At 23.2% G+C, this 20979-nt stretch carries 18 protein-coding genes; 15 read left to right on the forward strand and 3 right to left on the reverse strand.

Features of this window, described 5'->3' with window-relative positions:
* Positions 1–4 precede the first annotated feature (4 nt).
* A complete protein-coding gene (gene dapF, locus H0H76_RS01125; RefSeq protein WP_185855707.1) occupies positions 5–835 on the reverse strand; it encodes a diaminopimelate epimerase in 831 nt (276 codons plus the stop codon).
* A gap of 154 nt (positions 836–989) precedes the next feature.
* On the opposite strand from dapF, the gene H0H76_RS01130 reads away from it, so the two are divergent.
* The 14 genes from H0H76_RS01130 (at position 990) to hisS (ending at position 18639) form a co-directional block, all read left to right on the forward strand.
* A complete protein-coding gene (locus tag H0H76_RS01130; RefSeq protein ID WP_185855708.1) occupies positions 990–2513 on the forward strand; it encodes a trypsin-like peptidase domain-containing protein in 1524 nt (507 codons plus the stop codon).
* A 340-nt stretch (positions 2514–2853) separates the two neighbouring features.
* Positions 2854–3735: a 16S rRNA (cytosine(1402)-N(4))-methyltransferase RsmH gene (rsmH, locus tag H0H76_RS01135; protein ID WP_238783894.1), complete on the forward strand. Its 882-nt coding sequence runs from the start codon at positions 2854–2856 to the stop codon at positions 3733–3735.
* On the forward strand, positions 3735–4070 hold the full coding sequence (locus H0H76_RS01140; protein ID WP_185855709.1) for an FtsL-like putative cell division protein: 336 nt from the start codon (positions 3735–3737) through the stop codon (positions 4068–4070). Before rsmH ends, H0H76_RS01140 begins: the two co-directional genes overlap by 1 nt.
* 3 nt (positions 4071–4073) lie before the next feature.
* A complete protein-coding gene (locus tag H0H76_RS01145) occupies positions 4074–6071 on the forward strand; it encodes a penicillin-binding protein (RefSeq protein WP_238783895.1) in 1998 nt (665 codons plus the stop codon).
* Entirely contained in the window at positions 6068–7537 is a 1470-nt protein-coding gene (locus H0H76_RS01150) for a UDP-N-acetylmuramoyl-L-alanyl-D-glutamate--2,6-diaminopimelate ligase (protein WP_185855711.1), read from the forward strand. Before H0H76_RS01145 ends, H0H76_RS01150 begins: the two co-directional genes overlap by 4 nt.
* A 67-nt stretch (positions 7538–7604) precedes the next feature.
* Positions 7605–8732, forward strand: coding sequence for a phospho-N-acetylmuramoyl-pentapeptide-transferase (locus tag H0H76_RS01155; protein ID WP_238783896.1), 1128 nt, complete (start codon positions 7605–7607; stop codon positions 8730–8732).
* A gap of 2 nt (positions 8733–8734) precedes the next feature.
* The gene (murD, locus tag H0H76_RS01160) at positions 8735–10120 is read left to right on the forward strand and encodes a UDP-N-acetylmuramoyl-L-alanine--D-glutamate ligase (RefSeq protein ID WP_185855713.1); all 1386 of its coding nucleotides are present in this window, start codon (positions 8735–8737) and stop codon (positions 10118–10120) included.
* Complete coding sequence (locus H0H76_RS01165) at positions 10095–11249, forward strand: FtsW/RodA/SpoVE family cell cycle protein (RefSeq protein WP_185855714.1); 1155 nt, start codon at positions 10095–10097, stop codon at positions 11247–11249. The genes murD and H0H76_RS01165 overlap by 26 nt, the downstream gene beginning before the upstream one ends.
* The gene (gene murG / locus H0H76_RS01170; protein WP_238783897.1) at positions 11239–12360 is read left to right on the forward strand and encodes an undecaprenyldiphospho-muramoylpentapeptide beta-N-acetylglucosaminyltransferase; all 1122 of its coding nucleotides are present in this window, start codon (positions 11239–11241) and stop codon (positions 12358–12360) included. Before H0H76_RS01165 ends, murG begins: the two co-directional genes overlap by 11 nt.
* Positions 12361–12364: 4 nt before the next feature.
* Positions 12365–13741, forward strand: a complete 1377-nt coding sequence (gene murC, locus H0H76_RS01175) for a UDP-N-acetylmuramate--L-alanine ligase (protein ID WP_185855715.1) — start codon at positions 12365–12367, stop codon at positions 13739–13741.
* Positions 13742–13821: 80 nt separating this feature from the next.
* Positions 13822–14475 (forward strand): cell division protein FtsQ/DivIB, encoded by a 654-nt coding sequence (locus H0H76_RS01180; protein ID WP_238783898.1) that lies wholly within the window; start codon positions 13822–13824, stop codon positions 14473–14475.
* A 4-nt stretch (positions 14476–14479) separates the two neighbouring features.
* The gene (gene ftsA / locus H0H76_RS01185; protein WP_185855717.1) at positions 14480–15865 is read left to right on the forward strand and encodes a cell division protein FtsA; all 1386 of its coding nucleotides are present in this window, start codon (positions 14480–14482) and stop codon (positions 15863–15865) included.
* Between the two features lie 6 nt (positions 15866–15871).
* Entirely contained in the window at positions 15872–17209 is a 1338-nt protein-coding gene (gene ftsZ / locus H0H76_RS01190; protein ID WP_185855718.1) for a cell division protein FtsZ, read from the forward strand.
* Between the two features lie 47 nt (positions 17210–17256).
* On the forward strand, positions 17257–18639 hold the full coding sequence (hisS, locus tag H0H76_RS01195) for a histidine--tRNA ligase (RefSeq protein WP_185855719.1): 1383 nt from the start codon (positions 17257–17259) through the stop codon (positions 18637–18639).
* On the opposite strand, the gene pnuC is transcribed toward hisS, so the two are convergent.
* Together pnuC and H0H76_RS01205 are read right to left on the reverse strand one after the other, a co-directional pair.
* Positions 18611–19258, reverse strand: a complete 648-nt coding sequence (gene pnuC / locus H0H76_RS01200) for a nicotinamide riboside transporter PnuC (RefSeq protein ID WP_185855720.1) — start codon at positions 19256–19258, stop codon at positions 18611–18613. The genes hisS and pnuC overlap by 29 nt on opposite strands.
* A complete protein-coding gene (locus H0H76_RS01205; protein WP_238783899.1) occupies positions 19255–19896 on the reverse strand; it encodes a 4'-phosphopantetheinyl transferase family protein in 642 nt (213 codons plus the stop codon). Before H0H76_RS01205 ends, pnuC begins: the two co-directional genes overlap by 4 nt.
* A 45-nt stretch (positions 19897–19941) precedes the next feature.
* On the opposite strand from H0H76_RS01205, the gene H0H76_RS01210 reads away from it, so the two are divergent.
* Positions 19942–20955, forward strand: a complete 1014-nt coding sequence (locus tag H0H76_RS01210) for an Mrp/NBP35 family ATP-binding protein (RefSeq protein ID WP_317168067.1) — start codon at positions 19942–19944, stop codon at positions 20953–20955.
* The last annotated feature ends 24 nt before the right edge of the window (positions 20956–20979 follow it).

The raw sequence follows: 20979 nt of genomic DNA on the forward strand, positions 1-20979 counted from the left end.
TTGTTTATATTTCGTAATAAAGTCCTTTAAATACAAAATTAACTTTTCCAGTCAAATAAATTTTTTCATATTTTTTATTTGTTTCATTATCAACAGATACCAGTAAATCACCTCCCATAGTCTTTACTATAATTTTTTTTACAGTGTTTATTTTTTTTTTTTCATAAGCCGCGATTACTGATGCTACTACACCAGTTCCACAAGATAAAGTTTCATTTTCTATTCCACGTTCATAAGTACGTACTTTTACAGTATTATTATTAATTATTTGAACAAAGTTAACATTTACACCTTTGTTAAAATAAGGGGAACCATATCTAATTCTTTTTCCTTCCTCATATACATTGATTTTTTCTAGTTTTTTTTTATTTTTATCTATAAAATAAATATGATGAGGGGATCCAGTATTTAAGAAAACATAATCTGAATTAATTTTTATCTTGTTTTTTTCTAAATCTATTAATCTTATGGATACTAAGTTATTACCTTTAGTAAAACCATGATGACATCCTACTATTGATCTAAAGTAAAATTCTTTTTTTTCTTTTTCATTATTATAATCACCAAATTTATTACAGAAAAAAATAGCACATCTTCCTCCATTTCCACACATTGTACTTTCCTTTCCATTGGAGTTATAATACTTCATATAAAAATCACTTTCATATTCATAATCTTTTTTAATTATAATTATTCCATCTGCTCCAATTCCAAAATTTCTATTACATAATTTCTTTAATAAAAAATGATTTTTATCTTTAATTTCATATTTTCTTTCATCTATTAAAATAAAATCATTACCTGTTCCGTTTAATTTAAAAAAATTAAATTTCATATTTTAATAATCATAAAATAATGAATTTAACATTTTTTATTTTTTTATTCTATAAAACTATAAATTATAAATTATAATACAGTAATACTTATAATATTTTTACACTATATTTGTTTTTAAGTTTAATTTTTAAGTATAAAATTTGTATTTTCTTATGAATAAAAAAATAGTATTTTATATCATACTTAGTAGTTTTGTTAGTTCAATAATTAGCATTGCTGCATATAGTAAATATTATAAAGAAGAAATTTCTAGATTTCCATTATATTCTTCATCTCATCCTATTTCAAAAAATAAATTAACATCATCAGAGACTTCATGGAATAATTATACAAAATATCCTGATTTTACAACAATTGTAGAAAAAACTATACATGCAGTAGTTAATATAAAAAATTATTCAAGAAAATATAACAACAATAGTAACACTGATCCATTTGATTTCTTTTTTGGTTTTCCAGATAATTTTGGAAACAGAGAAAGAAAACATCAAAAAAATGATATTACAGGACTTCATGGATCAGGAGTAATAATATCTCCAGATGGATATATTGTAACTAATAACCATGTTATAAAAGATGCTGAAAAAATAGAAGTCACACTTAATGATCAAAGATCATATAATGCAAAATTAGTAGGAACTGATCCTAGTACAGATGTAGCTTTACTAAAAATAAATGAAAAAAATCTCCCTTTCATTTATTTTTCAGATTCTAATAAAGTAAAAGTAGGTGAGTGGGTATTAGCAATTGGAAATCCATTTGATCTAAATTCCACAGTAACTGCAGGAATTATTAGTGCAAAAAATAGAAGTTTAGGAATTTTAAGGGAAGATAATCAATCAGCTATTGAATCTTTTTTTCAAACTGATGCTGCTGTTAACTCTGGTAACAGTGGTGGAGCATTAATAAATACAAATGGAGAATTAATCGGAATAAATACTGCTATTTCATCTTCTTCAGGAAATTTTATAGGATATAGTTTTGCAGCTCCCTCTAATCTTGTAGCAAAAGTAATACAAGATATTAAAAAATATGGGAAAGTACAACGTGCATTTTTAGGAATTAGGGGAATGGATTTATCAATAGTAGATTCTTTTAATTTAAAAAATTTCAATATAAAAACAAATAAAAAAATTAAACCACAACCTGGATTTTTAATTATAGAAATACTTGATGGAAGTGGAGCAAGTGATGCAGGTCTAAAATCAGGAGATATAATAAAGAGTATAGATGGAGTATTAATAAAAGGTATTGCAGATTTATCATTTATAATAGGAACAAAACATCCTGGAGATAAAATAAAAATAGTGATTAATAGAAATGAAAATAATAAAATTTTTAATGTTATCTTAAAAGATCTCCAAGGAAAAACCAAAATAAGAAAAAAAGAAGAAATGTTCCTATCTAAGATTTTAGGAGCAACATTTGAAAAAATTTCTTTAAAAGATAAAAAAGATTTGGGAATTAATTATGGAATTTTAGTTAAAGAAATAATAAGTGGAAGATTAAGTACTCTAGGAATAGAAGAAGGAGATGTAATATTATCTATTAATGGAAAAAATATGGAAAAGCCAATTGATGTTAATAATGTTTTAAAAGGTTATTCAGGAGATGTAACAATAAAAGTTTTTAAACAAAATGGTCAAATATACATAGTAGGATTTGAAATGAACTAATATTATTCATTTTTTTTTAATAATTTTAATTATTAATTTATTAATTAATATAACATGAATAATTATAAATTGTAAATAAAATAATCATTAAATACAATAATAATAAAAATAATAAATATTAAATTAAATTTTTATGTTATTTTATATTAATATAATCCCATAATTATCATATTTTGGGATTCTTTATAAGGTTAAAGGTTATATGTATAATCATAATTAATTATAATACCAAATATAATACCAACAATCAATAACACAACCAAAAACACAAAATACAATTTATAATATAAAAATATAAACATTATTTATGATTATTGTATAATTAAAAATTTTTTCATATATGAAAGAAGAAAAAAAAATGATTATAAAATATTTTCATAAACCAGTACTTACAAAAAAAAGTGTAAATAATTTACTTACTGATAAAAATGGAATATATATAGATGCTACGTTTGGAGGTGGTGGTCATTCATCATATATGCTTAAAAAATTAAATATAAATGCAAAATTAATTGCTATTGACCAGGATAAAGATGCTATAAAAAGTAATCTTATTAAAGATCCCCGATTACATTTATTTCACAACAATTTTGTTAATATTAAAGATATTTTAAATAAAAAAATAATAGGAAAAATATCAGGAATATTGATTGATTTAGGATGTTCTTTTTTTCAGTTATCAAATCCAAAAAGAGGTTTTTCTTATAAGTTACATTGTATTCTTGACATGAGAATGAATCAAGACCTACCTTATTCTGCTCAAAATGTTGTTAATGAAAGTTCTAAACAAAAACTTTATAAAATATTTCATGAGTATGGAGATTTTAAAAATGCTATAAAAATAGCAGATATAATAATAAAAAAAAGAAAAGATAAAAAAATTATTACTAATTTTGAATTAATGAATCTTTTTTTAATTAAAGGAAATTTCAAGAAAAGAAAAAGATTTTTCTCTAGATTGTTTCAATCTATACGAATAGAAGTAAACAATGAGATAAATATTTTAAAATATTTTTTACTAAAATCCTATGAAATTCTTTCTTCAAAAGGCAGAATTGCAGTTATATCATATCATTCTACTGAAGATAGAATTATTAAACATTTTTTTAAAAATCTATCATTCAAAATCATTAATAAAAAAGTATTTAAACCAAGTAAAAAGGAAATTGAAAATAATTCAAAATCTAGAAGTGCAAAACTAAGAATTGCAGAAAAAATATAATGATAAATAATATAAGTACAATTAAAGACATACTAAAAGGAAAATTTTTAATTAAAAAAAATGCTTATAAAAGTTGGAATTTTATAATTTTTCTAGCCTTATTATCCTTAATTAGTATCACTAGTTCACATCTAATGGATCATAAAATACGTAAGATGAATAAAATAAATGAAGAAATAAAAGAATTAAAATCAGAATATGCCTATATCCACAGTAAATATATACAAATGCAATTGGAATCTTTTTTTAAAAAAAAATTATCTAACAGGTTAAAACATTTAGATAGTCCACCATATGAATTAAAATATGAAAGTAATAAAATAATTAATAAATAATGTATGTATGATAAAATAAATATGGAAATAAAAATAAAAAGATATATTTTATTATATAAATCATATTTAGTTAGTTTTTTATTCATATGTATCTCTATATTAATTATTTTAAACTTATTACATATTCAAAATTATTCAAACTTATATAAAAGATCTGTTATAGAAAATAAAATTAGAACTAATCTTATTCATGCTAAACGTGGAAATATTTACTCATCAGACAATAAAATACTAGCTATGTCTGTAATAAAATATGATATTCACATTGACTTTAAATCAATATCTAAAAAACTTTTTAAAAAAAATATTGTATCTCTATGTAATTCATTAGAATATTTATTAAAAAAACCGTTCTTCTTTTTCTACAAAAAATTTATATATGAAAAAAATAATGAAAATAGATATTTCTTATTAGCAAAGAATTTAGACAGTTTACATGTAAAAACATTAAAAAATTTTCCAATTTTCAGAGAAGGAAAAATAAAAGGGGGTTTTATAGTAGAAAAAAAAATATGTAGAATATATACATTAAAGGATATAGGAAGAAGAACACTTGGATATGATGATCATAGAGGAAAAATTGGATTGGAAGGAGCCTTCAGCAAATATTTAAAAGGAAAAGATGGTAAAAGGTTAGAACAAAGAATTGGATATAAAATATGGAAACCATTAAAATGTAAGAATGATGTAGATCCAGAAGATGGAAAAGATATTTACTCTACAATAGACATATCATTACAAGAAATAGCATATAATGCATTACTTCAAAGATTATACATATCTAAAGCAGATCACGGTTGTGTCATTTTAATGGATGTAAAAAGTGGTAAAATACCTGCTATAATAAATTTAGAAAAAATTAATAGTAACACTTATTCTGATGTAAGAAATTTTGCAATATGGGAAGGAAGTGAACCAGGCTCAACTTTTAAAACTATAGCTATTCTTGCAGCATTAGAGGATAAAAAAATAGATATAGATATGATGGTTAATCTTCAAGGAGGAGTTATTAAAATAAATGGGAAAGTAATTCGTGATAGTCATTATAATGGACATAAAAATATGAATATCAAACAAATTCTAGAAAATTCTTCTAATGTAGGAATAGTGAAAATAATTTACAATAAATATAAAAATAATCCAACGGAATTTATTAAGCACTTATACAAGTGGAAACTAAATAAAAAGATAGGAATTGACCTACCTGGAGAAGGGATCCCATTTATACCAAAACCTGGAAAAGATAATTGGAATAAAATTACACTACCTTGGATGACTTTTGGGTATAATGTTAAATTAACTCCTTTACAAATACTTACTTTTTATAATGCCATAGCAAATGAAGGAAAAATGATAAAACCAATATTCGTAACAGAAATAAAATACAAAGGAAATAGCATAAAAAAATATACAAAACCTATAATTATAGAGAAATCTATAACTGATCATTCTTCTCTAAAAAAAATTCAAAATATGTTAGAAGGAGTTGTTAAAAATGGAACTGCTAAGAAATATTATAATCCAGAATATCCATATGCCGGGAAAACAGGTACTACACAATTAAATTATTGGATGAAGGAAAAATACATGAATTACAATAGTTCATTTGTAGGATATTTTCCGGCTAAAAATCCAAAGTATTCTTGTATTGTTGTAATTTCAAATCCATCAAAAGGATATTATGGAATAGAAACAGCTGTTCCAGTATTTGATAAAATAGCTAAATCAATATATCAAAAAATGGAGAAAAAAACTTTTATTGATAACAATAAAAATAAAGAAAATTTTGTAAGAAAAATTTTGGAATACAAAAAAATATTTTTCAATAAAAGTTTAATGCCTAATGTTATATCATATCCAGGTAAAGAAATTATACCAATTTTTGAAAACAAAGGATATATTGTTAAATATACAGGAATAGGAAAAGTTATATATCAATCTATTAAACCTGGAGAAAAATTAAAAAGAAATAAAGTTATATTTCTAAAACTAGAAGAATGAAAAAAACATTGAAAAACGTTTTTAAAAATGTAACAATACTAAAAAAAATAGGATTTATTTCTAATAAATTTATAGTTGGAATTTATATACATTCTAATAATGTTAAAAAAAATTCTATGTTTTTTGCAAAAAAAGGGGAAATAACAGATGGACATGAATTTATTAATGAAGCAATAAAAAGAGGCGCTAATACAATTGTATGTGAAAAAATTCCTATTTGTATTAATAAAAATATAACATATATACTTGTTAAAAATACTATTGTATCTCTAGGGATTATATCTTCTAATTTTTATGACAATCCAACTAAAAAAATTAAACTAATAGGAATTACAGGGACAAATGGTAAAACATCTATAGCAACTATATTACATCAATTATTCTATAAGATGGGAGAGGATAATATTCTTATTTCTACAATAGAAATAAGAATATTATCCAATAAATATAAAACTATACATACAACTCCAAATATTATTGATATTAATAAATACCTATATTTAGGTATAAAAAAAAAATGTAAATATGCTTTTATAGAGGTCAGTTCCCATGGAATTGATCAGAAAAGAATTTATGGATTGTTATTTAAGGGCGGTGTATTTACTAATATAACACATGATCATTTAGATTATCATAAATCATTTCATCATTATTTGTTTACTAAAAAGTTTTTTTTCAATAGTTTACCCAACAAATCTTTTGCTTTAATTAATTGTGATGATAAACATTATGATAAAATTATAAAAGAAATTTCAGCAAAATTATATTCTTATGGATTGAAAAAAAATGCTGATTTTAATGCAAAAATTTTACAAACTAATTTTTATGGGAGTTCCATTTTGATTAATGGACATAAAATATTTACAAGTTTAATAGGAAAATTTAATGTATATAATATTTTAGCTAGTTATGCTACGTCTATATTATTAGGTAAAAAAAAAGATGAAATTTTAAAAATTATAAATGAAATTAAACCAGTAAATGGACGTTTTGAACAATTTTTATCAAATTCAGGAATTCGTGTAATTGTAGATTATGCTCATAATCCTAATGGATTAAAAACAATTATAAAATCTATTAAAGAAATAAAAAAAAAAAATGTAAGATTGATTTGTGTTATAGGATGTGGAGGGAATAGAGATGTTATAAAACGATCTTTAATGGGTAAAATTGTTTATGAAGAATGTGATATTTCTATTTTTACTTCTGATAATCCTAGAGAAGAAGATCCATATAAAATATTTATGGATATGAAAAATTTTAGTTCATATATTGAAAAAAAACCTATATTAACTATTTTAAGTAGAAAAAAAGCTATAAAAACTGCAATCAAAATTGCAAATAAAAATAAAAAATATATTATTTTAATAGCAGGAAAAGGTCATGAAAATTATCAAGAAATAAAAGGATCCCGTTATCCTTTTAATGATATAAAAATAATAAAAAATTTTTTAAATAAAAAATAACACAATGAAAGTGTCGTTATTTACATACAAAATATTATATACAAATACTATTTTTTACCGATCTTTAATGGCTTTTTTTTTCTCATTTATAATATCTTTCATTTCCTATAAAATAATTATTTATTTCAATTCCATAAAAAAAATTGAAATAATAGATAACATTCGTAAACTTGGACTTATTGGAGAAAAAAATAAAACAAATGTACCTACAATGGGAGGTATTGTTATTATATTTTCTACATTGATTTCTACAATTATGTTTTCTTCATTTAAAAATAGATATATACTTATATTAATTATTAATATGCTGTGGATAGGTACTATAGGATTTATAGATGATTACATAAAAATAAAATATAACAAAAAAGGATTAAGTTTTATAGGAAAAATATCGGGACAAGTAATATTAGGTATTTTTATTGGAATTACAATGTATTTTCATACGGAAGAAAATGGAAAAAAAATAATATATATTAATGATAAAAACATTAACATTAATGGATTTACAACAAACATTCCAAAATTTCTTTCTAAATACTCAAAAAAAGAAAAAGAATTTGATTACTCTTGTATATTAGGGTGGTATAATAATAAACTAAAAAAATATACTTGGATAGTTTTTATTCCTATAGTTGTTATGATTATGATATTTTTCTCTAATGGATCTAATATTGCAGATGGAATAGATGGATTAACAGCAGGAATTTCTACAATTATATTTGTAATATTATCTTTATTTTCTGCAATTTCTAGTAATAAAATTTTTTCAAAATTTTTTCATTTAATCTATATTCCTAATTTAGAAGAGACAATTGTTTTTTCTTTTTCTTTTTTAGGAACTTTGATAAGCTTTCTTTGGTACAATACATATCCTGCACAAATATTTATGGGAGATACTGGTAGTCTTACTATAGGTAGTTTAATTGTAACATTGTCTATTATGAATAGGAAAGAATTTTTTTTACCTATATTAGGTCTAATTTTTATAATTGAAAATTTTTCAGTATTTATACAAGTATTGTATTTTAAATTCTTTAAAACAAAATACGGAATTGAAAAAAGATTTTTTCTAATGGCTCCTATTCATCATCATTTTCAAAAATTGGGGTATCATGAAAACAAAATTTTTAATCGTTTTTTCATTATACAAGTAATACTTTCTATATTATTATTGATTTTACTTGTAAATAAATAATAATGATAAAAAGATTAATTGTAATATTAGGGGGTGGAGAAAGTGGTGTAGGAGCTGCTTTACTAGCTAAAAAAAATGGATTTAAAATATTTGTATCCGATTCCGGAATAATTAAAAATAGATATAAAAAAATTTTAAAAACAAAAAAAATACCTTTTGAAGAAAAAGGTCATTCAGAAGAATTTATAGTAAAAAATGCAAAAAATATAGTAAAAAGTCCGGGAATATCTAGTAAAATTCCATTAATAAAAAAAATTAATTCTTTTAAAATACCTATTTTATCTGAATTAGAATTTGGAAAAAAATTTATAAAAAAAAATTCTTATATAATAACTATAACAGGGAGTAATGGAAAAACAACTACAAGTACTATTATTTACAAAATTCTTAAACAAGATAGAAAATTAAGTGTAGGATTAGCAGGTAATATAGGATATAGTTTTTCTAAAGAAGTTTTAAAAAAAAAAAAGATTTATGTATTAGAAGTAAGTAGTTTTCAATTAGATGATTGTTGTAACTTTCGTTCAAACATTGCAATTATTTTAAATATTGCAAGAGATCACTTGAACAGATATAATAATTTTGATAGTTATATTTATTCTAAGTTTAGAGTAGCAATGTATCAACGTGAAAAAGACATTTTCATTTATAATTATGATGATCCATTTATTAGAAATGGATTAAAGAAATACTTCATCAAATCTAAACGTATTCCTTTTTCTTTAAAAAAAAAATTAAATTTTGGAGCTTATATAAAGGATAATAAAATATATATTAGAAATATAAAAAATGAGATAGTTTTTTGTTTATGTATAAAAAACATTTCTATAGAAGGAGATCATAATCTTTATAATATTATGGCATCTTTAATTGTATCCAATATTTTTGATGTACAAAAAAAATATATAAAGACTGTATTATTTAAACTTAAACCTATTCCACACCGTATGGAGAAATTCTTTCATACAAACGGTATACAATTTATTAATGATTCTAAATCAACGAATGTCCATTCTGCTTTTTATGCATTACACAGTATAAAAAAAACTATACCTATTATATGGATCGTAGGAGGTAAAGATAAGGGAAATGATTATAATGAATTAGTTTCATTAGTTCACAGTAAAGTAAAAACAATAATTTGTTTAGGTAAAAATAATAAAAAGGTTTTTAATTTTTTCAAAAAAACTGTTGATATTATATTGGAAACAAAAAAAATGAAAGAAGCTGTGATTATGGCTTATGTTTTTTCCTTTCCAGGAGACTGTATTTTATTATCTCCTGCTTGTTCTAGTTTCGATCTTTTTAAAAATTATAAGGAAAGAGGAGATAAATTTAAACTAGAGGTAAAAAAAGTTTTTCATGATAAAAATATATATTTTTCTTAATAAATATATAAGAGGAGATAGATATATATGGGCTTTTATATCCTTATTATCTATATTTTCTTTTTTACCAGTGTATTCTGCAAGTGCTAATCTGGTAAGTACATATGGAGAAAAAAACATAGTATTTCGTTATTTATTAAAACATGCAATTTTTTTATTTATTGGTTTTATTATTCTTTTATTTACTCAGTTTATAGACTATAAATATTTTTATAATATTTCCATATATTCTCTTCCAGTAGTTTTTATTTTATTAATTTTAACTTTGATTCAAGGAAAAGAATTAAATGGAGTAAATGCTTCCAGATGGTTATATATTCCTATAGTTAATATATCTTTTCAAACGTCTAACATTGCTGGATTGTCCTTATTTATTTATTGTTCCAGATTCCTTTCTCAAAAAAAGAATGTAAATTTTACTTTTATTAATTCTTTTATTCCATTATTATTACCAATATTCCTTATTATTGGACTGATTTTTCCTGCTAATGGTTCAACTGCAGCAATTGTATTTTTTTCCGTTTTAATTTTGCTTTTCATAGGTGGATATCCATTTATAGGTATAATAGGAATTCTATTAATGGGAATATTATTTTCGTTTATATATATTTACTCTGTTATAAAATTAGGAGATAAAAATCCAATTCATAGGGTCTTCACATGGAAAAGTCGTATAGAAAAATTTTTATATCATAAATATGAAGATAGTTATCAAATGAAACAATCTAAAACTGCTATTATATTAGGAAATAAATTTGGACGAGGGCCAGGAAAAAGTGTATTAAAATCCTTTTTACCCCAGTCTTCTTCAGATTTTATTTATGCTATTATTATAGAAGAATATGGAATCTTTGGAGGAGTAATTCTTTTATTTATATATATGCTTATTTTATTAAGAATTATAATAATAGCTACAAAAGTAGAAAACTATTTTTGTTCTTTATTAGTTATTTCTGTAGGATTTCCTATAATTAATCAAGCATTAATTAATATGGGTATAACAGTTGGATTATTTCCTGTTACTGGGCAAACTTTGCCATTGATTAGTGCAGGTGGGACTTCAATGTGGGTAACTTTTTTTAGTTTTGGTATTATACTAAGTGTCAGTAGAGTAATATATGAAAAATAGAAATATGAGTCATAAAATTGTTCCGAAAATACTTATTGGATGTGGAGGCAGTGGTGGTCATTTATATTCAGGTATAGCTATTGCAAATGAGATTAAAATCCAACTTCCAAAAGCTAATATTTTATTTGTTGGATCTAAAAATCATATGGAAATGCTACAAGTTCCTAAATATGGATATTCTATAAAGAAAATTTATATTTCTGGTGGAAAAAATAAATTTTTTTCTGTATATGGATTTATTTTATGTATGGAATTAATATATAGTTTTTATTTGGCAAATAAGATTATTAAAAATTTTTCTCCCAATATTGTAATTGGTACAGGCGGTTTTGTAAGCTTTCCGACTTTGGTAGCTTCTATAAAAAATAGAATTCCTATTTTAATTCAAGAACAAAACTCTTTTCCTGGTTTAACAAATAGAATATTTTCTCGTTATGCTAGAAAAATATGCATTGCTTATGAGCAAGCAAAACCTTTTTTTCCAAATAAAAAAACTATTTTAACTGGAAATCCAATTCGTTCAGAAATATTACAATTACCTAGCAAGAAACAAGCTTGTTTACATTTGGGTTTAAAAAAAGAAAGACCAATAATATTATCCATAGGAGGTAGTATAGGTTCTAAAAGCATAAATAATGCATGGAAAAAAGGTTTATATAAACTAATTAAACTGGATATACAATTTATATGGCAAACAGGAAAAGATGATTATTTAGAAATAAAAAACAATAAAATATATCATCATTCAAATATTATTTTGATGGAGTTTATTGATAAAATACCTATATGTTATTCTGCAGCAGATATTATAGTATCTAGGGCAGGAGCATTAACAATATCTGAAACATGTCTTATAGGAAAACCATGTATATTAATTCCTCTTCCATGGTCTTCAGATGATCATCAAAATAAAAATGCCAAAGTATTGGAAGAAAAACAAGCAGCATTAATTATCAAAAATGAGGAATTAGATAAAAAATTAGTAGATTCTACCATAAAATTAATGATGGATTATAATATGAAAAAAAAAATGATTAAAAATATTATTCAATTAGGAAAACCAAATGCTACAAATGATATTGTTAATGAAATTTTACGAATCATAATATGAAAATATGAATATTAATAAAATTGATTTTTTATATTTTTTAGGAATAGGTGGAATAGGAATGAGTTCTTTAGCAAGGTATTTTCACATTATGGGAAAAACAGTTAGTGGACATGATAAAAATGAGACCTTTTTAACAAAAAAATTAGAATCAGAAGGTATATCAATTAATTATCATGACAATGTAAAAATAATTCCAGAATGGATAAAATCTAATAAATGTTTAATTGTTTATACTCCAGCAATCCCTAAGGATTATAAGCAATGGATTTTTTTAAAAAAGTATGGGAAAAATATAAAAAAAAGATCACAATTATTATCTTTAATAACAGAAAATTCAATTTGTATTGCTATAGGTGGAACTCATGGAAAAACTACAACATGTAGTTTGTTAGGTCATATTTTATATGTATCTGGAAAAAATTTTACTGCTTTTATTGGTGGGATATCTGAAAATTATAAATCTAATTTAATATTGAATGGAAACAAGTTTTTCTTAGTTGAAGCAGATGAATTTGATCGTTCTTTTTTACATTTATCTCCAAATATAGCTTGTATTACTTCTATTGATCAAGATCATGTGGATGTTTATCCTAAAAAAGAATTTTTAGAAAAAGCCTATATAAATTTTTCAAATAGAATAAAGAAACCATATAAAAAGATCTTTATTTGTGAAGAAGAATCTTTTACAGTAAAAAATGCTATTTATTATTCAGTAAAAAAAAAAGTACATTATTATGCAGATAATGTTACTATAAAAAACAATAAATGGTATTTTGATTTTCATACTCCTAAAAAAATATTTAAGTATTTACCATTGCCAATTCCTGGAATTCATAATTTAAAAAATACAACAGCAGCATTAGCTATATCTGATTATTTAAATATTAATGAAAAAAAAATAAGAAAAGCTTTATATTTATTTAAAGGAATTGAAAGAAGATATTCCATTCATTACAAATCAGAAAAAAAAATATATATAGATGATTATGCACATCATCCTACAGAAATAAATGCATTAATTAACACAGTAAGAAAATGTTTTCCAAATAAAACTATATTAGGTATATTTCAACCACATCTATTTAGTCGTACTAAATTTTTTGAGGAATCTTTCGCAAAAAGTTTAGGGAACTTGGATAGTTTAATTTTATTGGATATTTATCAAGCTAGAGAATATAAAAATTTTGATATTAATTCCATAACTTTATTAAAAAAAGTAAAAATTATACAAAAAAACAAAGAAATTTCTTCTATTTCTAAAGTTTTAGAAACACTTGATAAAAAATGTTTTGACATTATTCTTACAATAGGAGCCGGAAATATAGATACTTTAATTATTCCTATAAAAGAATGGTTATGTAAAAAATATGGTAAAACATGAAAAAAAATCAAGTTTTATTTATTTTTATTTTATTATTATATATAATATTTATAACATTTCTCATTTTTTTCTCTATAAAAATGCATAGAAACAGAAAAATTAAAAAATTACATATTATTATTATGAATACAGCATATAATAAACATTTTTTGGATGAAAAAATGATTAAAAATATTCTCTTTAATAAAAATAAATATAAAAATATTGATAATAAAATTGGTGAAATATGTGTATTGGAAATGGAGAATAAATTAAATAATTATCCTTTTATTAAAAAATCAGAGGTATTTATTAGTGTAGATGGAACTATTAATATAAATATTTTACAAAAAGAACCAATTTTAAGAATAAAAAATGGAAAAAAAGAATTTTATCTTACAAAAGATTCTGAAGAATTAGAGATATATCCTTTTTATTCATCAAATGTAATTTTAGCTAAAGGCCCTTTTTCAAAAGAAGAAAAAAAATATTTACTAGAATTAGTGGAATTTATAAATTATGATAATTTACTGAAAAATCAAATTATTAGTATAAAAAAAAAGGAAGATAATTCATTTATTTTGATTCCAAAGATAGGAAATCATTATATTATGTTAGGGAATATGAAAGATTTTAAAGACAAATTGTATAAATTAAAATCATTTTATAAACAATATCTAAATAAAATCAGTCTTGATCAATATAAAATTGTTGATTTACAATATAAAAATCAAATAGTAGCAAAAAAAAGATAAGTCTATGGAATATCAAGATCTAGCTATAGGTTTAGATGTAGGGACTACAAAGATCGTAGCTATGGTAGGAAGGAGAAATGAATATAATAAAATTGAAATATTAGGAATAGGTAGATCTAAAAGTATAGGAGTACATATAGGAGTGGTAAGTAATATAACTCAAACTATTGAATCTATACGGGAAGCAGTATCTGAAGCAGAACATAGTTCTGGATTAAAAATTAAGGAAGTTATTGTTGGAATTGCAGGACAACATATCAGAAGTTTACAACATAACGATTATATTACCAGATTAGATTTTGAAAATGTAATTAATCAAAAAGATATACAAAAACTAATAGATCAAGTGCATAAATTAGTAATGTTACCAGGAGAAGAAATTCTTCATGTTCTTCCACAGGAGTATAAAGTAGATAGTCAATCTGAAATTAGTGAACCTATAGGAATGTACGGAAGTCGTTTAGAAGCTAATTTTCATGTTGTAGTAGGACAAATTTCTTCTATTAGAAATATTGGAAGATGTGTTAAGGCCGCTGGGTTGAGTTTATCTGGAATAACATTAGAACCTTTAGCTTCTGCAGAAGCAGTTTTGAATAAAGAAGAAAGAGAAGCTGGGGTTGCTTTAGTTGATATAGGAGGTGGCACTACAGACATTGCTATCTTCAAAGACAATATTATTCGTCATACAGCTGTAATTCCTTTTGGTGGAAATGTAATAACTGAAAATATTAAGACAGATTGCCTAATTATTGAAAGGCAAGCAGAACTATTAAAGATAAAATTTGGATCTGCATGGCCAGGAGAAAATAAAGATACAGAAATTGTTTGTATTCCAGGGTTAAGAGGGCGTGATCCTAAAGAAATTTCTTTGAAACGTCTTTCTCAAATTATACATACACGTGTATGTGAAATATTAGAACATGTTAATGTAGAAATCAACAACTATGGAAATGAAGAACAAAAAAAAAGACTCATCGCTGGATTGGTAATGACAGGTGGGGGATCACAATTAAAACATATTCGTCCTTTGACAGAATATATAACGGGAATGGATGTACGTATAGGTTATTCTAATGAACATATATCAGGTGGAGAAAATGGATTCATAAGAAACCCTGAGTATGCAACTGCTATAGGATTGGTTATTAAAGGTCTTGATGATAAGAGAAAATATTTTTACGGAAAAGATTCTATAGTACATCAAAATGAAAAAGATCAAAATTATGAACTTTTTACTAAAAAATTTTATAACAGAGAACAATATAAGTTAAATTATGATGAAAATTCAAATAATTCTTCTTTAAAGAAAAGAAAAAATAAAACAAGATTAAAGTCTTTTATTGAAATTTGGGCAGATAAATTCCGGAAAATATTGAATGATACAGAATAATAAACAATGAAAAAAGAAGATTTTATAAAAAAACAATTTGGATTTTCTAAGAACCGTTCATCTGCAATAAAAGTAATTGGAGTTGGTGGTGGAGGTAGTAATGCTTTAAGTCATATGTTTGAACAAGGAATAAATGGAGTAGATTTTATCGCATGCAATACAGATGCTCAAGCATTAAGAAATAATCCAGTTCCTATAAAAATTCAATTAGGTGCTTCTATTACAGAAGGATTAGGAGCTGGAGCTGATCCAGAAGTAGGAGAAAAAGCAGCATTAGAAAGTTTAGAAGAAATAAAAAGTGTTTTAGACTCTAATACAAAAATGACCTTTATTACAGCTGGGATGGGAGGTGGAACAGGAACAGGAGCAGCTCCAATTATTGCAGGAATTTCTAAAGAAAAAGGAATTTTAACGGTAGGTATAGTTACAATACCTTTTCATTTTGAAGGAAAAATTAGATTAAAACAAGCAAAAACTGGAATAGAATCATTAAGGAAAAATGTAGATTCACTTATTGTAATTAATAATGATAAATTAAGGGAATTATATGGAAATTTAGGATTTAAGGCTGGATTTGCGAAAGCAGATGAAGTACTCACTACTGCAGCTAAAGGAATTGCTGAGGTAATTACCCATCATTATAAACAAAATATAGATTTAAGAGATACTAGGACAGTACTTAAGGAAAGTGGAACTGCAGTAATGGGATCAGCGATATCTGTTGGAGAAAATAGAGCTAAAGATGCTGTAGTACAAGCATTAGATTCTCCATTATTAAATGATAATAAAATTACTGGAGCAAAAAACGTATTACTTCTCATAGTTTCAGGAAAAATAGAAATTACCATAGACGAAATTGGAATTATAAGTGATTATATTCAATCAGAAGCTGGAAATAATGCAAATATTATCATGGGAATAGGAGAAGATGAAAAGTTAGAAGAAAGCATATCAGTAACTATTGTAGCAACTGGATTTCCTACAGAAGTACAAAGAGCTATTAATCATGAAGAAAAAAAAATATTTCATAGGTTAGAAGAACCTTATGAAAGAAAAATAACTAGTAAAGTTAATTCATACTCTTATAGTAAAGAAGATCCTTTTTTTTCTAAAAAAAAATATTCTGAAAATTTAGAAGAGGATTATAATTATAAAAATCAACATTTTACATTGAAGAAAAATATTTTTGATAAATCCATAAATTCAAATTTATGGATTGAAAATAAAAATAAAAAAGATTCTTTAGAAAGCTATTTCGATTTTCCTATTTCATCATGTAAAAATGACAACAAAAACAAAAAAAATATAAAACACATTAGAAAAAAAGAAGATAGTAAAGAATAATAATTATACAATTTTGAAAAAAAAAATACAATATCACTTGTTTTATTATGGAGTATCCTAATATTCCTAAAGGAACCAGAGATTTTTCTTCTGTTGATATAATAAATAGAAATTTTTTAATTAAAATTATTAAAAATCATTTTAAACTTTTTGGATTTTATCCTATAGAAACTCCATCTTTTGAAAATATTTCCACTTTTACTGGAAAATATGGAGATGAAGGAGATAATTTAATTTTTAAAATTCTTCATTCAGGTAACTTTTTAGAAAAAAATATTTCACATGTTTTAAAAAAAGTCCAAAATGATGAATTAAAAATAGAAAATTATACTAAATATCTGTCTAACAAAGCTCTTAGATATGATTTGACAGTACCTTTTATACGTTATGTAATTATGCATAAAAATCAAATTGTTTTTCCTTTTAAACGATATCAAATACAACCAGTATGGCGTGCAGAAAAACCTCAAAAAGGAAGATATAGGGAATTTTATCAATGTGATGCGGATATTATATCATATTATTCTTCCTTATGGGAGGAAATAGAATTGCTTAAACTTTGTGATGATATCTTTACTGAACTAAATTTTACTGTTAAAATATATATTAACCACATAAATATTTTAAAAGGATTAGCAGAAATAATTGGATTAAAACAACATTTATGGAAAGATTTTATTACATCTTTAGATAAATGGGATAAAATAGGAAAAGATTTAGTTAAAAAAGAAATGATTAGAAAAGGTATTCCATCAAAATTATTTGATAAAATTTCGTTTATTTTAGATATGAAACAAAATTTTAATGAAAAAGAACAATATATAACTACATTGTTTAAAAATTCTGAAAATGTAAATAAAGGAATTAAAGATTTGAAATTTATTTTTAAAACAATAGAAAAAATTTCTTTAAAAAATATAATATTGGAATGGAATATTTCTTTAGCAAGAGGTATGAGCTATTATACTGGTACAATTTGGGAAATATTTCCTTATGGTAGTAAGAAACACTTTTCAATTGGTGGTGGTGGGAGGTATGATTTAGCAAATTCATTCGGAATAAAAAATATTTCAGGAATAGGAATTTCTTTAGGATTAGATAGAATTCATTTATCTATGATGAAAAAAAATTTATTTAAAAATAGTTATTATCCTTCAAAAGTTTTATTTCTTAATTTTGGAGAAGAAGAAGTACTGTATTCATATAAATTTATAAATATTTTGAGAAAAAAAGGAATATCCACTCAGTTGTATCCTAATAAAATTAAAATAAGTAAACAGTTTAGATTCGCTAATAAAAATAACATTCCATTTGTTATTATTATAGGAAAAAATGAAATAAAAAATAAAAATATAAAAATAAAAGATTTAAAAAAAGGAATAGAAAAAGAATATGATAATATCAATGATATTGTGAATCAATTAAATTAATATTATTTATTGCTATTTTTTTCCAAATTAAAAATCCTTCTACAGCTAAAAAAAAAAGAATTATAAATAAAATTGCAGTAAATAAAAATCCTTTTATAAAATATATTGGAACTGAAATTGCATTTCCAATAATCCAAAAAATCCAATTTTCTACTTTTTTTATTGACATTTGATACATACCAGAAAAAAAAATTCCAGTTGTTAATACATCAATCCAATCATAATTACATGTTAATTTTCCATTAAAATAATAAATTGATGTACTTAAAATTACAGTAGTTAAAAATAAAACCAATGTATGTAAATAATCTTTTTTATTGCAAAAAGAAATATATATTATTTTTTCTTTTCTATTTTTCCACATATACCAACCATAAATACTCATTGTTGTATAATATATATTAATTATAAAATCTCCATAAAGACCAGTAACATAAGTCAAATAACAGTAGATAATAGTACTTATTATTCCTATTGGATATACTAATATATTATTTTTTTTGGCTAAAATAACACTAACTATTGTAAATATAACTGCAAAAAACTCTAAAGTGATAGAGATAAAATTATTATTAAAATACAGAAATAATTGTATATAATTTTCATAAATATTGTTCATATACTATAATCTATAATATAAACTAGATAATGCTCTTCTATTTTCCTATAAAATGCATAAAATTTTCTACAATATGATTTATTTATGATCCAACATGGTATACAATAATCTTTATTTAAACAAAAAGGAGAAACTTTATAATTAATTAAAAAATTATAATAAGTTCCGCCTAATAATTTAAATAAACTTTCTTTTACACCCCATATTATGTGAAGATAATCTTCTTCGTAATTTGGATGAATAAACATAAACTCATCTTTCCTAACGAACTTTTTTTTTATTTTAATTATTTTTTTATCCTTTCTCAACTTCTCTATATCTATACCTATTTTATAAATACTCACAGCTACAGCTATTTTTTCATAAGAATGACTGAATGAAACATATTTTTTATTTCCCTCAAAAAAAGGTTTATTTTTTTTATTGTATAATATTCTATTTTTTATTCCTATACATTTTAAGGCATAACGAACTCCTATAAATTCTCTCTTTTTTTTTTTTGTTAGAGAACAAAAAAATAACTTATCTTCTTTAGATAAGTGAATTTTTTTTAAAAAAAATTGTTCAGAGTATTGTTTCCATTTTAAAACTATAATCTTTGTATGAAATTTTATACAAATCATACTCTTTAATCTCATAGTTTTTTCTATTATTGTTGAAAAATGTTCTATTTTATTTGTATTATGAATATTAAAAAAAAAATCGAAATAGCATTAAAAAATGTAATTGTTAATGATAATAAAGATATTATAGAATCTGGATTTGTAAAAAAATTAGAGATATTGGAAAATAAAGATATTATTATTTACTTGATTTTACCGAATCCTACTATGCATCTAAAAAATAGAATAAAAAAAGATATTATTAATTCTATTAATAATCAAATACACTTGGAAAAAAAAATATCTATCAAAATAGAAATACAATCCTGTTTGAAAAAAACGTATTCAATAAAAAATATAATAGCTGTAGCTTCTGGAAAGGGAGGGGTAGGAAAATCAACAATAGCATCTAATATAGCAATATCATTAAAAAAAATGGGATTTAATGTTGGATTATTAGATGCTGATATTCATGGGCCATCTATTCCATTGATGTTTAATATTGATATTAAAAATATTTCTATATTACAACAAAACAATGGCTTAATGATGCCTATTACTGTTCATGGAATTAAAATTTTTTCTATAGGGTTCTTTTTAAAATATGGACAAGCTATTGTATGGAGAGGTCCTATGGTATCTAAAGTCCTTATGCAATTTTTTAATGAAACATATTGGGGAGAATTAGATTTTTTAATTATTGACTTACCTCCAGGAACAGGAGATATACATTTATCTTTATTGCAAGAAATTTCGTTAAAAGGGATTGTTATAGTTAGTACATCTCAGAAAATTGCCATATCAGACGTTACTAGAACGGTAGAAATGTTTCGCATGAAATCTATTTATGTTCCAATACTTGGAATTATAGAAAACATGTCATATTTTTTTTCAAAAGAAAAGAAATATTACTTTTTTGGAAAATGCGGAGTAAAAAATTTTTCTAAAAAAATGAATATTACATTTTTAGGAGAAATCCCAATGTTACAAAAAATACAAGAATATACGGATTTGGGAATTCCTGCTGTTTTAGAAGATGAAAAAATTAGTAATATTTTTACAGATATTACTAATAATATTATAAATCAATTATAATTTATTTTTTTATATTATAAAATA

This window comes from Blattabacterium cuenoti (assembly GCF_014251275.1).
In the GTDB taxonomy this organism is placed as follows: Bacteria; Bacteroidota; Bacteroidia; order Flavobacteriales; family Blattabacteriaceae; genus Blattabacterium; species Blattabacterium cuenoti_AG.

Excerpts from the sequence above, each read along its gene's own strand:
- pnuC (WP_185855720.1), bottom strand. The coding sequence starts at position 19,258 with ATGAACAATATTTATGAAAATTATATACAATTATTTCTGTATTTTAAT.
- H0H76_RS01150 (WP_185855711.1), top strand. The coding sequence starts at position 6,068 with ATGAAAAAAACATTGAAAAACGTTTTTAAAAATGTAACAATACTAAAA.
- dapF (WP_185855707.1), bottom strand. The coding sequence starts at position 835 with ATGAAATTTAATTTTTTTAAATTAAACGGAACAGGTAATGATTTTATT.
- H0H76_RS01130 (WP_185855708.1), top strand. The coding sequence starts at position 990 with ATGAATAAAAAAATAGTATTTTATATCATACTTAGTAGTTTTGTTAGT.
- hisS (WP_185855719.1), top strand. The coding sequence starts at position 17,257 with ATGGAGTATCCTAATATTCCTAAAGGAACCAGAGATTTTTCTTCTGTT.
- H0H76_RS01145 (WP_238783895.1), top strand. The coding sequence starts at position 4,074 with ATGTATGATAAAATAAATATGGAAATAAAAATAAAAAGATATATTTTA.
- ftsA (WP_185855717.1), top strand. The coding sequence starts at position 14,480 with ATGGAATATCAAGATCTAGCTATAGGTTTAGATGTAGGGACTACAAAG.
- H0H76_RS01180 (WP_238783898.1), top strand. The coding sequence starts at position 13,822 with ATGCATAGAAACAGAAAAATTAAAAAATTACATATTATTATTATGAAT.
- rsmH (WP_238783894.1), top strand. The coding sequence starts at position 2,854 with ATGAAAGAAGAAAAAAAAATGATTATAAAATATTTTCATAAACCAGTA.
- H0H76_RS01165 (WP_185855714.1), top strand. The coding sequence starts at position 10,095 with ATGATAAAAATATATATTTTTCTTAATAAATATATAAGAGGAGATAGA.
- murD (WP_185855713.1), top strand. The coding sequence starts at position 8,735 with ATGATAAAAAGATTAATTGTAATATTAGGGGGTGGAGAAAGTGGTGTA.
- H0H76_RS01155 (WP_238783896.1), top strand. The coding sequence starts at position 7,605 with ATGGCTTTTTTTTTCTCATTTATAATATCTTTCATTTCCTATAAAATA.
- H0H76_RS01210 (WP_317168067.1), top strand. The coding sequence starts at position 19,942 with ATGAATATTAAAAAAAAAATCGAAATAGCATTAAAAAATGTAATTGTT.
- murG (WP_238783897.1), top strand. The coding sequence starts at position 11,239 with ATGAAAAATAGAAATATGAGTCATAAAATTGTTCCGAAAATACTTATT.
- ftsZ (WP_185855718.1), top strand. The coding sequence starts at position 15,872 with ATGAAAAAAGAAGATTTTATAAAAAAACAATTTGGATTTTCTAAGAAC.
- H0H76_RS01205 (WP_238783899.1), bottom strand. The coding sequence starts at position 19,896 with ATGAGATTAAAGAGTATGATTTGTATAAAATTTCATACAAAGATTATA.
- murC (WP_185855715.1), top strand. The coding sequence starts at position 12,365 with ATGAATATTAATAAAATTGATTTTTTATATTTTTTAGGAATAGGTGGA.
- H0H76_RS01140 (WP_185855709.1), top strand. The coding sequence starts at position 3,735 with ATGATAAATAATATAAGTACAATTAAAGACATACTAAAAGGAAAATTT.